Here is a 15139-nt window from a genome sequence, read left to right on the forward strand (position 1 = left end):
GATGCGGAGGTGTCGTGAACCTGCGGTGATCGGCCGTTGATCGGCCGTAGAGCACGGCCGTGGAGCATCTGCCCAGGGGAACCCGGTCCGGCGGTCACCACCGCCCGGTGCCGCCGTCGGTACGCCGTACGGCGGGCCCGAGCCCCTGGTCCCCGGTAGTTGGCCAACCCACGGAAGGCGGACGGAGCATGGACGGCGTTCACACCCCGCAGACGACGGCGGGCTTCGGAGAGCTGCTCAGGATCCGGCGCGAGCGCATCGGCCTGACCCAGCAGGTGCTCGCCGATCACGCGACCCTGAGCGTCCGGGCGATCCGCGACATGGAGAGCGGACGGGTGCAGCGCCCCCGGCAGGAGACGGTCCGGCTGCTGGCCGACGCGCTGCGGCTGGAGGGCCGCAGCCGCTCGGTGTTCGAGGCGGCCGCGCGCCGCCAGGCGCCCGCCGAGGAGCCGCGCGAGGAGCCGGCCGCCCCGCCGGTGGCCCGCGGCGCGATCGTCGGCCGGGAACCGGAGGTCGACATGCTGACCGAGGCCCTCGCCGTGCACGGCGACCGGCTGGTCACCGTGACCGGCCTCGGCGGTGTCGGCAAGACCCGGCTGGTGCTGGAGGCCGCCCGCCGACTGCACCTGACGGCCCGCTGGTCGGTGCGCTGGACGGACTGGGCCCGGCAGCCCGGCATGGGCCCCGAACGCCGGGCCGAGCTGGTCCTGGCGATCGGCTCCCGTCCGACCCTGCTGGTCCTGGACGGCGCCGACAGCGGAGTGGAGCCCGCCCTGCTGGACGAGCTGTTCCAGCGCTGCCCCGGCCTGCGGGTGCTGATCACCGCCCGGGTCGCCCAGCCGCTGCCCGGCGGCCAGGTGATCCCGCTCGCCCCGCTGCCCACCCCCGGACCGGAACTCGACCACGACCCGGTCGCGCTCGCCGAGGTCGGCGCCGTCCGGCTGCTGCTCTCCCACCTGCGCCGGCTGCGCCCCGGCTACCGGCTGGAGCCCGAGGAGGCGCCGGCGGTGGCCGCGCTCTGCCGGCTGCTCGACGGCCTGCCCGGCGCGCTGGAACTGGCCGCGGGCTGGTCGACGGTGCTCTCGCCGCGTCAGCTGGCGGCCCGGCTGGCCGAGGGGCCGTTCCAACTGGCGCCGCCCCCCGCCGGGTTCGGCGGGCGCGGCGGGGTCGGCGAGGCCCTGGACGCGGCACTGGACCGGCTGACGCTCGGCCAGCGCGACCTGCTGGCCCGGCTGGCCGCCGAACCGGGGGACTGGTCGGGCGAGGACGCCGTCGTACTGAGCGGCCGGCCGCCGCAGGAGTCGCTGGCCGCCGTGCACGAACTGCTGGCGAGCGGGCTGATCCGCAGCGTCCCCGCCCGCGACGGCGTCCGGTTCACCGTGCTGAACCTCTGCCGCCGGCTGTTCGGCGCCGCCGGGGCGTACCCGGTGCTGGCCACCGCGAGCTGACCGCGAGCTGACCGCGAGCCGACCCCGCGCCCCGCCGCGGATACTGCCCGTCACTTGCCGGACGAGCTGCCGGTCCGCCCGCCGGATCCTCCCTAGCGTTCTGTCCATCACTCACCGACACAGAGGGTTTGCGCCGTGGACCAGTTGGAGCAGCAGCGCGCAGCGGCCGAACCGGCCGGACTGGAGGTCGTGGTGACGACCATGGCCTCGGATTCGCACACCTGGAACCTGGTCTTCCTGCAACTGCTGCTGGAGGAGCTCGGCCACCGGGTCGTCAACCTGGGCGCCTGCGTGCCGGACGAGCTGCTGGTCTCCGAGTGCCGCCGGATCCGGCCGGACCTGATCGTGCTGAGCAGCGTCAACGGGCACGGCCACCACGACGGCCTGCGGGTGATCCGCCGACTGCGCGCCTGCCCCGAACTCGCCCGCACGCCCGCGGTGATCGGCGGCAAGCTCACCATCGCCGGGCCGGGTGATCCGGAGCGGCAGCGCTCACTGCTCGCCGCCGGGTTCGACGGGGTCTTCGAGGAGGGCCGCTCGGTGGCCGACTTCCGCGCCTTCGTGGGCTCGCTGCCGGCCGTGACCGCCCGGCCGGCGCTGACCGGCGCCTCCCGGGTGCTGCGATGAGCGCCCTCGCCGCCGCGGCGCGCGGGTCACGCCCGGCCAGAGCCGGCTTCGGCGCCTTCGTCGCCCGCGCCCGGGCCGCCGGCGTCCTGGTGGTCCAGCCCCGGATGGGCATGGCCGACCCGCTGCGGATGCGCGACGGCCTGCTCGCCACCCGGGACGCCGACGCCGTCACCGTCGGCACCATCACCCTGGACAGCTACACCCGCACCGGCGACCTCGCCGCCGCCCGCCGCGCCCTGGCCGACGGGGTGGGGCTGAACGGCTACCCGATCGCCGGCCACCCGGTGGACGTCACCCGGGCGGTGCTGCGCGGCGTCGCCGGCGAGGGCTTCCCGGTGCAGGTCCGGCACGGCTCGGCGCTGCCCGGGCACATCGTCCGCGCGCTGCTCGCGGTCGGCCTGGACGCCACCGAGGGCGGCCCGGTCTCCTACTGCCTGCCCTACAGCCGCACCCCGCTGCGCGAGGCGGTGGAGAGCTGGCGGCGAAGCTGCGAACTGCTGGCCTCCATCCGTGAGTTCGGCGCCGAGCCGCACCTGGAGACGTTCGGCGGCTGTCTGATGGGCCAGCTCTGCCCGCCGAGCCTGCTGATCGCGGTGAGCGTGCTGGAGGCGCTCTTCTTCCGGCAGCACGGGCTGCGCAGCGTCTCGCTCAGCTACGCCCAGCAGCCCGACCCGCGGCAGGACGAGGAGGCGCTCACCGTGCTCGGCCGGCTGGCCGGCGAACTGCTGCCCGACGTCGACCACCACCTCGTGCTCTACGCCTACATGGGCGTCTTCCCGCGTACGCCCGGCGGCGCCCGGCTGCTGCTGGAGGACGCCGCCCGGCTGGCGGTGCGCACCGGGGCGGCCCGGCTGATCGTGAAGACGACGGCCGAGGCGCACCGCATCCCGACCGTCGCCGAGAACGTCCGGGCGCTGGAGAGGGCCGCCGCGGCCGCGGGCGCCGAGCACCTCCGCCCGCCGCTCGCGGTGCCGGACACCGGCATCGAGGCGGAGGCGCGGGCGCTGATCGGCGCCGTGCTGGAGCTGGACGCCGACATCGGCCGCGCCCTGGTCCGCGCCTTCGCGGCCGGCTACCTGGACGTGCCGTACTGCCTGCACCCCGACAACGCCGGCCGGGCCCGCAGCTCGCTCGGGCCGGACGGGCGGCTGCACTGGTCGGACGTCGGCTCGATGCCGATCGCCGGCCTGTCCGGCGGCCCGCGCCCGCCGATCCTCGGCTCCGCCGACCTGCTCGGCGCGCTCTCCCACGTCCAGTGGAGCTACGACAGCCGCGCCGCCGACGCCGCCCCGGAGCTCGACACCCCGGAGCTCGACACCGCGGAACTCGACACCTCGGCACTCGACCTCGACCGAACACCCGCCGCACCACGAGAGTTGGGACTCACCACGCCATGACCACCGACGGGCCCACCCCCGCGACGGCCGCCGCGACGCTCCCGGACCCCGGCCGCCACCTGACCTCCCCGACCACCCGCGCCGCGCTGCGGATCCAGCACCACCTGCTCTCCGCCGCCCGCGAGCACCTGCGCGGCCAGGGCTTCACCGAGCTGCTCCCGCCGATCATCGGCCCGGTCACCGACCCCGGTTCGCGCGGCTCCAAGCAGGTCGACGTCGACTTCTACGGCCACCGCTACAAGCTGATGACCAGCGCGATCCTCTACAAGCAGGCCTCGCTGCTGGCCTTCGACAAGATCTTCTGCATCGCGCCGAACGTCCGGCTGGAGCCGCTGGAGACCGCCGGGACCAGCCGCCACCTGGCCGAGTTCCACCAGCTCGACGTCGAGGTGGCCGGGGCGAGCCGGGACGACGCCGTGCGGCTGGTCGAGGAGCTGGTGGTGCACATGGTCGGCAGCGTGGTGCGCGAGCTGCCCAAGGAGTTCGCCGAACTCGGCCGCGACACCGACGCGTTCGCCGTACTGCTGAAGGGCTCCTTCGGCCGGATGCGGCACGCCGAGGCGGTCACCGAACTCCGGGGCCTGGGCCACCCGCAGAGCCCGGACGCCGAACTCGACTGGGCCGGCGAGGCGCTGCTCTCCGCGCAGCGGGACCGGCCGTTCTTCGTCACCGACTACCCCAAGGGCTCGCGCGGCTTCTACGACCGCGAGAACCCCGAGGACCCGGGCCTGCTGCGGAACTTCGACCTCATCGCGGCCGAGGGCTACGGCGAGCTGTGCAGCGGCAGCCAGCGCACCAACGACTACGCCGAGATCGTCACCCGGATGCGCGAGACCGGGGAGAACCCGCAGAAGTACCGCTGGTACCTGGACCTGGTCCGCGAGGGCGTGCCCGGCAGCGCCGGCTTCGGCATCGGCGTCGAGCGGCTGACCCGCTACGTCGCCGGCCTGGACGCCGTCTGGCAGGCCAGCGCCTTCCCGAAGATCGCCGGGGTGGTGACGCCGTGAGCGATCTCAGCGCACCCGGCTTCCCGGAGGAGGAGGTCCGGCAGCGGGCCCGGGCCGGGGCGGCGGCGGCCTTCCCGCCGCCCGGCGCGTACGGGCAGGTGCTGTTCGGGGCCGCCGGGCCCGCGCACGGGGGTGCGCCGGACGCCCTGGAAGCGCTGCGGATCGTACCGCCGGTCTTCATGCCGCAGCGGCTGGCCAAGCTGATCGACCTGGGCCGCGAACCCGACCACCGGGACGTCGAACTCACCACCGTCATCGGCGGATTCACCTCCGCCCTGCCGGTGTACGTGTCCGCGACCGGCTCCACCAGGGCGGCCGGCGGGGACCTCGGTCTGGCGCTCGGCCGGCAGGCGGGCGCGCTCGGCCTGCCGATGGTGATCGGCGAGAACGTCGTCCCGGTGAACGGCTACGGCCGGCTCGGCGAGGCCGCCGACCGCGCCCTGCTCGGGCGGCTGCGCGCCTACACCGGGCAACTGCCCGACGGGCTGGGCGGGGTGGCCGTCCAGCAGTCCACCGAGGACGCCGACGCCGAGGTGTGGAACCTGGTCTACAGCGACCCGGCGGCCCTGCCGCTGCTCGAATCGGGGCGCCTGGCCTTCGAGTTGAAGGTCGGGCAGGGGGCGAAGCCGGGGCTCGGCGGGATGACCGTGCTGGACGCCGAGGCCGCCGCCAGGCTCGGCGACCGCTACGGCCTCGACCCGGTCTTCGGCGAGGACGACGGCCGGGTGCTGCGCGCCAGTACGCCCGGCACCTTCACGGCGGAGATCCTGCGCCAGCAGATCCGGCTGATGCGCAACAACTTCCCGCGCGCCCGGGTCTGGGTGAAGCTGCACCCGGGCCGGGACGTCGCCGAGGCCGCCCGGGTGGCCGCCGAGGCGGGCGCGGACGCCGTCACCGTGGACGGCGCCGAGGGCGGCACCGGCTGGGCGCCGGGCGTCTTCCCGGCGCAGGTCGGGCTGCCGTTGGCGGAGTGCCTGCGGCGGCTGGCGGCCGCCGGGCCGCCGCCCTGCCTGCTGGTCTCCGGGCGGATCTGGGAGGGCGGCCGGGCGGTCAAGAGCCTGGCGCTGGGCGCCCGCGCGGTGGGCCTGGGCCGGGCGGCCCTGCTGGCCGCCGCCGAGGACCCGGAGGCGGGGCTGATCCGGTTCACCGACTGCCTCGCACTCGAACTGAGGCTGCTGATCAGCGCCCTCGGGAAATACGCGCCGGCCGCCCTGGAGCGGGCCGACGTGTGGTCCCCGGAATTCCCCTAGAAAAGCATTCCCCCGAGCCCGCCGAGGCGCCAGCGTGCGCCCCGGCGGGCTCTCGGCGTTCCGTCAACCCCCCTCGTTCAAGCGGCAGTTGAAACTGCCGATGGTCTTCCGGGAGTTCTGCCGATCGGCCCCGGAAAGCCGCCCTATCGTCGAGACCACTGCCCGCAGCGTCGTCAATTCATCGGGGTTGGATGATGGAATCTAGCGGTTTCCCCTTCATGTCCGTCGCGCGCCGGTTCCCGGACCGGCCGGCCGTACGGCTCGGCGCCCGGGTCGTCAGCTACCGGGAGCTGGACGAGCTGAGCGGCGCCCTCGCCGCCCGGATCGCCCCCGGGCGCACGGTGGCCGTCACCGGCCGCGACCGGCTGGACCACCTGGTCGGCCTGCTCGCCGCCCTGCGCGCCGGGGCCGTCTACCTGCCGCTGGACCGGGAGGCCCCCGAGGAGCGCAACCGCTGGATCCGCGAGGACGCCGGCGCCACCCTCGACCTCACCGGGCCCGCGCCGTCCGAAGGGGCCGCCGCCGCCCCCGGCTACCTCATCTACACCTCCGGCACCACCGGCCGTCCCAAGGGCGTGCACGTCCCGCTCGCCGCGCTGACCGGCCACCTCGCCGCCGCCGTCGACCGCTTCGGCCTCACCGCCGACGACGTCGTGCTGCACCTCGCCCGCCCCACCGTCGACGTCGCCGTGGAGCAGGCGCTCACCGCCCTGTCCGCCGGCGCCTGCCTGCTCGTCCCCGAGCAGCAACTGCTCGCCCCGGACGCCCTGCTGGACCTGCTGGACGCCGAGGGCGTCACCGTGGCCAACCTCGCCGCCGGCTACTTCCAGGAGCTGGTGACGGCGCTGCGCGCCCGCGGCCGCGCCCCGCGCACCCTGCGCCTGATGGTCTCCGGAAGCGACCGGCTCCACCCGGACACCGCCGCCGGCTGGTGGGCCGCCACCGGGGTGCCGCTGCTCAACGCCTACGGGCCCACCGAGACCGTGATCACCGCCACCGTCCACGAGCTGTCCGGCCCCGCCGAGGCGGACGCGGTCCCGATCGGCACCCCGCTCGGCGAGCGCCGCGCCTACCTGCTGGACGACCGGCTGCGGCCGGTCACCGCACCCGGCAAGGCCGGGGAGCTGTACCTCGGCGGGCCGTTGCTCGCCGCCGGCTACCACGGCCGCCCGGGCCTGACGGCGGGCCGGTTCGTGGCGGACCCGTTCGCGCCCGAGCCGGGCGCCCGGATGTACCGCACCGGCGACCTCGTGCGCCGTGAGGGCCCGGACGCCCCGCTGGAGTTCGTCGGCCGCACCGACCACCAGGTGAAGATCCGCGGCTTCCGGGTCGAGCCCGGCGAGATCGAGCAGCTGCTCGCCGCGCGCCCCGGCGTCGCCGCCGCCGTCGTCGTGGCCCACGAGGGCCGGCTCGCCGGCTACGTCACCGGCGACGCCCCCGACCCCGCCGCGCTCCGCGCCCACCTGGCCGAGCGGCTGCCCGAGCACATGGTCCCGGCCACCGTCACCGTGCTGGACGCCTTCCCGCTGACCGCCGGCGGCAAGGTCGACCGGGCCGCCCTGCCCGAGCCGCAGAGCGCGCCCGCCGCCGCCCCGGCGGGCCGCCCGCTGCGCACCCCCGCGGAGCAGCTGATCGCCGCCGTCTGGGCGGACGTGCTGGGCGTGCCCGAGGTCGGCGCCGAGGACAACTTCTTCCACCTGGGCGGCGATTCGCTGACCGCCGTACGGGTGGTCGGCCGGGTCTTCGACGTCTTCGGCATGATCTCCCCGTACACCATCTTCGACGCCCCGACCCTCGCCGGGTTCGCCGCCGCAGTCACCGCCGCCTCCGGGGGCGAGCGCCCGCCGCTGACCCGGGCCGGGGCCGCCTCGGCACCGCTCTCCCCGTACCAGCGCGGGCTGTGGTTCCTCGACCAGTGGAACCCGGGCGCGCCCACCTACATCGTGCCGTGGGTGTTCCGCTTCGCCGGCCCGGTCGACCCGGAGCTGCTGCGGCGGGCGCTGGAGGGCGTGGTGGCCCGGCACGAGGCGCTGCGCACCACCTTCGCGTTCACCGAGGACGGGCCCCGCCAGCTGGTCCACCCCGCCGCGGAGGTGCCGTTCGCCGTGACGGACACCGAGGCCGGGCGGGTGGACGCACTGGTCGCCGAGGCTGCGCTGGTCCCCTTCGACCTGGAGGCCGGCCCGCTGCTGCGCGCCCACCTCTACCGCACCGGCGACACCGCCACCCTGCTGCTGCTCTGCCACCACATCGTCTGGGACGAGGGCTCGCTGCCCGTCCTGGAGGGCGAACTCGCCACCCTGTACGAGGCACTGGCCGCCGACCGCCCGGCCGCGCTGCCCGAGCCCGCCGTCCAGTACGCCGACTACAGCGCCTGGCGCTACCGGGACCCGGACCACGCCGAGCGCCAACTCGCCCACTGGCGCGAGCACCTGGCCGACGCGCCGACCGAACCCGTGCTGCCCACCGACCACCCCAGGCCCGACGTCCAGCGCTTCCGCGGCGACTTCCACCGCTTCGCGATGCCGCGCCCGGTCGCCGAGGCGGTCCGCGCGCTGGCCCGCAGCGAGGACGCCACCCCGTTCATGGTGCTGCTGGCCGGCCTGGCGCTCACCCTGCACCGCCGCACCGGGCAGCGCGACCTGGTGCTCGGCTCCCCGGTGAGCGTCCGGGGCCGGGCCGAACTCGACGCGCTGGTCGGCTACTTCGTCAACCTGCTGCCGCTGCGGGTGCGGATCGGCGAGACCGCGGACTTCCGCGAACTGGTCCGGCACGTCCGCGAGGTGGCGATCGCCGGCTACCGCCACCAGGAGGCGCCGTTCGACGACATCGCGGCGAGCGTCCTGGAGGGCCGCCCGGACGACGAGCGCGCCGACAACCGCAACCCGCTCTGCCAGGTGCTGCTGGAACTGCACCCGCTGGACACCCGCCCGCTGACCGTCGGCGGCGTCGAGGTGACCCGCGAGCTGTACTCCAACCCGGTCTCCCGCTTCGACCTGTCGATCTCGGTCGACGACCGGGGCACCGACTTCACCGGCCGCTTCGAGTACGACTCCGACCTGTTCGACGCCGCCACCATGGCCGAGCTGTGCGACGCCTGGCTGGGCACCCTCGCCACCGCCGTCGAGGCGCCCGTGCACGCCCTGGTCGAGGCCCGGGCCGCCGCCGCCCCCGCCGCGCTCGCCCTGGTGTCCGGCGAACAGCGGCTCTCCTACGGCGAGTTGAACACCCGGGCGAACCGGCTCGCGCACCACCTGGCGGAGGCCGGGATCGGCCGCGGCGACACCGTCGCCGTGCTGGTCGAGCGCGGCCCCGACCTGGTCACCGCCCTGCTCGGCGCACTCAAGACCGGCGCCGCCTACACCCTGCTGGACCCGGACTTCCCGGCCGAGCGGCTGGCCGGCGCGGTCGCCGACAGCGGCGCCGCCCTGCTGGTCACCCACCGGCACGCGAGCCCGCCGTTCCCCGTCGGGGACCACCTCGACCTGGACGCCCAGGCCGCCGCGATCGCCGCGCGCCCCGGCCACGACCCGGGCGTGCCGGTCACCGGCGACGACCTCGCCTGCGTGATGTTCACCTCCGGCTCCACCGGCCGACCCAAGGGCGTCGCCGTCCCGCACCGCGCGCTCACCACCACCTACCTCGGCCAGGACTACGCCCGCTTCGGCCCCGACGAGGTCTGGCTGCAGTGCTCCCCGGTCTCCTGGGACGCCTTCGCCCTGGAGCTGTACGGCGCGCTGGCCTTCGGCGGGGTCTGCGTGCTCCAGCCCGGCCAGCGGCCCGACCCGCAGGCCGTCGCCGAGCTGACCCGGCGCCACGGCGTCACCCAGCTCCAGCTCTCCGCCAGCCTGTTCAACTTCCTGCTGGAGGAGTTCCCGGAGACCTACGACGACCTCAAGGTCGCCTTCACGGCCGGCGAGCGGGCCTCCGTCACCCATGTCGGCAAGGCGCTCGGCCAGTACCCGGACCTGGTCGTCGCCAACGGCTACGGCCCGGTGGAGAGCCTCGGCCTCACCACCTGCCACCGCGCCACCCCCGAGGACGCCGCCGGCGCCGCCATCCCGATCGGCCGCCCGCTGCACGGCAAGGCCGTCCACGTCCTCGACGAACTGCTGCGGCCCGTCCCCGACGGTGCCACCGGCGAGCTGTACGCGTCCGGCGGCGGCCTCGCCCACGGCTACGTCGGCCGGCCCGCGCTGACCGCCGAACGCTTCGTCGCCGCCCCCTTCGGCGCCCCCGGCGAGCGGCTCTACCGTACCGGCGACCTCGGCCACCGGCGCCCGGACGGCCTGCTGGAGATCACCGGCCGGATCGACGACCAGGTCAAGGTCCGCGGCTTCCGGGTCGAGCCCGGCGAGATCGAGGACGCGCTGACCCGCCACCCCGCCGTCCGCGAGGCCGCCGTCACCGTCCACACGCCCGCCCCCGGCGACCACCGGCTCGCCGCCTACGTCACCCTCGACGCGGGCACGGGCGCCCCCGCCCCGGAGGTGCTGCTGGACCACCTGGCCGCCCTGCTGCCCGAGCACATGGTGCCCGCGAGCGTCGACGTGCTGGAGGCGCTGCCGCTCAACCCCAACGGCAAGGTCGACCGCAAGGCCCTGCCCGCCCCCGCCGGGCGCCGCGCCGCCGATCCGGCCGACGCGCTCACCCCGCACCAGCGGCTGGTCGCCGACGCCGTGCGCTCCGTCCTCGACCTGCCCGAGGACCTCGGTCCGGACACCAACTTCTTCCGGATCGGCGGCAACTCGCTGGCGGCCGTGCGGGTCGCGATGAAGCTCTCGCAGCAGACCGGCACGCGCGTCCCGCCGCACGTGGTGTTCCGCGGCCGCACCGTGGGCGCCATCGCCGAACGGCTGGCCTCGTGACGACCGCCCGCCCCGACACCAGCCGGACAGGAAGGAACGACACCGTGAGCCCGGCAGCCGAACCCGCCCGCACCGCACCCGTCTCCGGCCTCCAGCGCGGCCTCTGGTTCCTCGACCGACTGGACCCGAGCAGCGTCACCTACACCACCCCCTGGACGTACGACGTCACCGGCCCGCTCGACCTCGGCCTGCTGGCCCGCGCCCTGGACGCCGTCGCCGCCCGGCAGGAGGCCCTGCGCACCACGTTCGCCCTGCACCCCGACGGCCCCCGCCAGCACGTCCACCCCGGCCTGACGGTCCCGCTCGCCGTCACCGACCTGCGCACCCTCCCCGAGGATGAACGGGACGGCCGCGCCGAGGAGTTGATCGCCGAACGCGCCGCCGAGCCGTTCGACCTCGCCGCCGGCCCGCTGCTGCGCGCCGAGGCGATCCGGCTCGCCGACGAGCGCACCACCCTGCTGTTCGTCGTCCACCACATCATCTGGGACGGCTGGTCGGCCGAGCTCTTCGAACGCGAACTCGCCGAGTCCTACCGGGCGCTCGCCGACCGGCGGACGCCGGACCTGCCGGCCCTCACCACCCGGTACGCCGACTGGGCCGAGGAGGAGCGGCACACCTCCTACGAGGAGCACCTCGCCCACTGGAAGGACCGCCTCGACGGCGCCCCCGCCCTGCTCGACCTGCCCGGCGACCGCCCGCGCCCCGCCGAGCGCGGCGAGCACGGCGCCACCGAGCACTTCGCACTCGCCCCCGGCAGCGCCGCCCGCGTCCGGGCCCTCGCCGAACAGGAGGGCGCCACCCCGTTCACCGTCCAGCTCGCCGCCTTCGCCCTGCTGCTGAACCGCTGGACCGGCGCCGACGACCTGCTCGTCGGCACCCCGGTCACCACCCGGGGCCGCCCCGAACTCGCCGACCTGCTCGGCTACTTCGTCAACCTGCTGCCGCTGCGCATCCGGCTCGCCCCGGACGCGACCTTCCGCGCCCTGGTCGCCGACATCCAGGACGGCGCCTTCGACGCCTTCGGCTACCTCGACCTGCCCTTCGACCAGCTGGTCGACCACCTCGGCACCGCCCGCACCCCGCAGCACCCGCCGCTGGTCCAGGTGGTGTTCGGCGCCCACGGCGAGGACCGCACGCCGCTCGCCCTCGGCGCGGCCACCGGCCGGCGCACCGTCCGATCCAACGGCACCAGCAAGTTCGACCTGACCTGGTCCGTCTTCGAACCCGCCGAGGACGCCGGCGGTGAACTGCGCGGCGAGGCCGAGTACAGCACCGACCTCTTCGACCCCGCCACCGTCCGGCGCCTCGCCGCCGACTACGCGGCCCTGCTGGACGCCGCCCTCGCCGACCCGGACGCCACCGTGCTCCGGCTCACCGCCGCCCCCGCGGCCGGACAGCGCCCCCGGCCCGCCCGGCTCGACGAGGGCCACTGCCTGCACCACCTCTTCGAGCGCGCCGTCGACGCGTACGGCGATCGCCCGGCCGTCGCCGACGGGCGGGAGAGCCTCGACTACGCCGAACTCGACCGCCGCGCCAACCGGTTGGCGCACACCCTGCGCGCCGCCGGAGTACGCCCCGGCGACCGGGTCGGCCTGCTGCTGGAACGCACCGTCGCCGTCCCGGTCGCGATCCTCGCCGTCCTCAAGACCGGCGCCGCCTACGTGCCCGTCGACCTCGCCGCCCCCGCCGACCGGGCCGCCCTGGTCTTCGGCGACACCGCGGTCACCGCCGTCCTCACCGACCGCCCCGACCGCGCCCCCGCCGGCCCCTGGCAGACCCTCGACCTCACCGCCAGGGCCGCCGAGATCGCCGCCCGGCCCGACACCCGCCCGTCCGCCGCCGGCCGCCCCGGCGACCTCGCCTACCTGATCTTCACCTCCGGCTCCACCGGCCGCCCCAAGGGCGTCGCCGTCGCCCACGAGCACGTCAGCCGGCTGCTCGACTCCGGCCGCGACCACTTCGGCTTCGGCCCCGACACCGCCTGGACGCTCTTCCACAGCTACGCCTTCGACTGGACCGTCTGGGAACTGTGGGGCGCGCTGCTGCACGGCGCCCGCCTGCTCGTCGTCCCCTACCTGACCAGCCGCTCGCCCGAGGAGTTCGCCGAACTCCTCGACGACCAGCGGGTCACCCACCTCTGCCTCACCCCGTCCGCACTGCGCCAGCTCGAACCGGCCCTGCGCCGCCGCCCCCGCGCCCTGCCCGCGCTGCGCTGGATCATGCTCGGCGGCGAGGCCCTGGACCCCGGCGTCGTCCAGCGCTGGCACGACCTCGACCCGCTGCCGCCCGCCCGGCTCTGCAACCTCTACGGCATCACCGAGACCACCGTCCACGTCACGGTCCACGACGTCGCCGAGGGCGGCGCCGGCTTCGAGCGCAGCCTCATCGGCGAACCCATGCCGCACCTCACCGCCGCCGTCCTGGACGACTGGCTGCGCCCCTGCCCGCCCGGCGTCCCCGGCGAGCTCTACATCGGCGGCGGCAGCCTCGCCCACGGCTACTGGGGCCGCCCCGGCCTCACCGCCGGACGCTTCGTCGCCGACCCCGCAGGACCGCCCGGCGCCCGCCTCTACCGCACCGGCGACGTCGCCAAACGGCTGCCGGACGGCGGCCTGGAGTACGTCGGGCGCGCCGACTTCCAGGTCAAACTGCGCGGCTTCCGGATCGAGCTCGGCGAGATCGAGAACGCCCTCGCCGCCCATCCCGACGTCGACGCCTGCGTGGTCACCGTGCACGACGACCGGCTCGCCGCCTACGTCACCGGCCGCGCCCCCGACGACCTGCGCGGCTTCCTCGGCCGCTCGCTGCCCGCCTACATGGTCCCGGCGAGCGTCACCGTGCTGGACGCGCTGCCGCTCACCGTCAACGGCAAGGTCGACCGGGCCGCGCTGCCCGCCCCCGGCCGCGCCGCCCCCGAACGGGCCGGCCGGCACGTCGAGCCGCGCACCCCGGAGGAGGAACTGTTCGCCGCCGTCTGGACCGAGGTGCTCGGGGTGGGCGGGATCGGCGTCCACGACGACTTCTTCCACCTCGGCGGCGACTCCATCCGCGCCGTCCAGCTCGCCGGCGCCCTGCACGACCGCGGCTGGCAGCTCTCCCTGCGGGACGTCTTCAACGCGCCCACCGTCGCCGCCCTGCTGCCGCTGGCCCGGCCCGTCCAGGCCGACCCCGGCGCCGACCGGCCGTTCGCCCTGATCGACGAGGACGACCGCGCCGAACTGCCGCCGGGCATCGTCGACGCCTACCCGATGGTCTCCATGCAGCTGTCGATGGTCTTCCACATGGAGGTCGCCGGCGGCACCGACAGCTACCACAACGTCAACTCCTACCGCCTCGCCGGCGAACTCGACGAGACCGCGCTGCGCCGCTCCGTCAACGAGGCGATGGCCCGGCACGCCGTCCTGCGCACCGGCCTCGACCTCTCCGGCTACGGCGAACCGCTGCAACTGGTGCACGGCACGCTGCCCGCCCCCGTCGAGTTCGCCGACCTGCGCGGGCGCGGCGAGCAGGAGCAGGACGCCGCGATCCGGGCCGTCTTCGCACACCACCGCGACCGCCCGTTCGACCTCACCGCGCCCCCGCTGTTCCGGATCACCGTGCAGCGCCTGGCCGCCGACGCCTTCCAGCTGACCGTCTCCGAGCACCACGCGATCCTCGACGGCTGGAGCTTCACCTCGCTGCTCACCGAGATCCTCGAACGGCACGCGGCGCTCGCCGCCGACCCGGTCTCCGCGCCCACCCCGCCGCCGCGCACCGCCTTCCGCGACTTCGTGGCCGTCGAACGCGCCGCCGCCGCCGACCCGGACTCGCTCGCCTACTGGCACCGGCGGCTGGACGGTGCCACCGGCCAGCTCTGGCCGGGCAGCGAGCACGTCCACGAGCTGCCGCGCACCGTCGAACGGGTGCTGCCGGAGGCCCCCGGCCAGCTGCGCGCCGTCGCCGACGCGCTCGCCGTCCCGGTCAAGTCCGTCGCGCTCGCCGCCCACCTGCACGCCCTCGCCCGCATCACCGGGCGGCCCCGGGTCACCACCGGGCTGGCGATGAACGGCCGGCTGGAACGGCTCGGCGGCACCGAGGTCTACGGGCTCTTCCTCAACACCGTCCCGCTGGTCGCCGAACCGGGCGAGGACCTCGCGGCGCTGGTGCGCCACGTCCACCGCGAGGAACTCGACATGATGCCGCACCGCCGGGTGCCGTTCGCCCGGCTGGCCCGGATGATGGCCGACACCGCGCTCGACAGCCAGTTCGGCTACCTGCGCTTCCACGCCCTCGGCCGGCTCAGCGCGGCCCGCATCGAGGACGGCCGGATCGGCACCGAACCCACCTACCGGCACGAGCCGAACAGCTTCACCTTCGGCGCCTCGCTGATCCAGGACCCGGTCACCCAGCGGGTGCTGCTGGCCGTGGACCACCAGCGGGCGCTCGTCGACGACGCCACGGCGGAGGAGTTCATCGACGCCTACGCGGCGGCCCTGGCCCGCCTGGCCTCGGGCGTCTGACGGCCCCCGACTTCGAGCACCGCCCTTCCCACCCCACCTCGCA

The 15139-nt window shown here is 75.7% G+C and carries 7 protein-coding genes; all 7 read left to right on the plus strand.

Annotated features, from left to right (window positions below):
• Positions 1-188 precede the first annotated feature (188 nt).
• The 7 genes from ACFU74_RS06925 (at position 189) to ACFU74_RS06955 (ending at position 15096) form a co-directional block, all read left to right on the plus strand.
• Positions 189-1448: a helix-turn-helix domain-containing protein gene (locus tag ACFU74_RS06925; protein ID WP_380752937.1), complete on the plus strand. Its 1260-nt coding sequence runs from the start codon at positions 189-191 to the stop codon at positions 1446-1448.
• 135 nt (positions 1449-1583) lie between these two features.
• Complete coding sequence (locus ACFU74_RS06930) at positions 1584-2075, plus strand: cobalamin B12-binding domain-containing protein (RefSeq protein ID WP_380752940.1); 492 nt, start codon at positions 1584-1586, stop codon at positions 2073-2075.
• Positions 2072-3472 (plus strand): methylaspartate mutase, encoded by a 1401-nt coding sequence (locus ACFU74_RS06935; RefSeq protein ID WP_380752943.1) that lies wholly within the window; start codon positions 2072-2074, stop codon positions 3470-3472. Before ACFU74_RS06930 ends, ACFU74_RS06935 begins: the two co-directional genes overlap by 4 nt.
• Positions 3469-4479, plus strand: a complete 1011-nt coding sequence (locus ACFU74_RS06940) for an asparagine synthetase A (RefSeq protein WP_380752946.1) — start codon at positions 3469-3471, stop codon at positions 4477-4479. Before ACFU74_RS06935 ends, ACFU74_RS06940 begins: the two co-directional genes overlap by 4 nt.
• Complete coding sequence (locus ACFU74_RS06945) at positions 4476-5729, plus strand: glutamate synthase-related protein (RefSeq protein WP_380752949.1); 1254 nt, start codon at positions 4476-4478, stop codon at positions 5727-5729. Before ACFU74_RS06940 ends, ACFU74_RS06945 begins: the two co-directional genes overlap by 4 nt.
• 218 nt (positions 5730-5947) lie before the next feature.
• On the plus strand, positions 5948-10597 hold the full coding sequence (locus tag ACFU74_RS06950; RefSeq protein WP_380752952.1) for an amino acid adenylation domain-containing protein: 4650 nt from the start codon (positions 5948-5950) through the stop codon (positions 10595-10597).
• A gap of 44 nt (positions 10598-10641) precedes the next feature.
• Complete coding sequence (locus ACFU74_RS06955; protein WP_380752955.1) at positions 10642-15096, plus strand: amino acid adenylation domain-containing protein; 4455 nt, start codon at positions 10642-10644, stop codon at positions 15094-15096.
• The last annotated feature ends 43 nt before the right edge of the window (positions 15097-15139 follow it).

The sequence above is a fragment of the Kitasatospora sp. NPDC057500 genome (assembly GCF_042802195.1).
Classification (GTDB): domain Bacteria; phylum Actinomycetota; class Actinomycetes; order Streptomycetales; family Streptomycetaceae; genus Kitasatospora.

Excerpts from the sequence above, each read along its gene's own strand:
- ACFU74_RS06925 (WP_380752937.1), top strand. The coding sequence starts at position 189 with ATGGACGGCGTTCACACCCCGCAGACGACGGCGGGCTTCGGAGAGCTG.
- ACFU74_RS06935 (WP_380752943.1), top strand. The coding sequence starts at position 2,072 with ATGAGCGCCCTCGCCGCCGCGGCGCGCGGGTCACGCCCGGCCAGAGCC.
- ACFU74_RS06940 (WP_380752946.1), top strand. The coding sequence starts at position 3,469 with ATGACCACCGACGGGCCCACCCCCGCGACGGCCGCCGCGACGCTCCCG.
- ACFU74_RS06950 (WP_380752952.1), top strand. The coding sequence starts at position 5,948 with ATGTCCGTCGCGCGCCGGTTCCCGGACCGGCCGGCCGTACGGCTCGGC.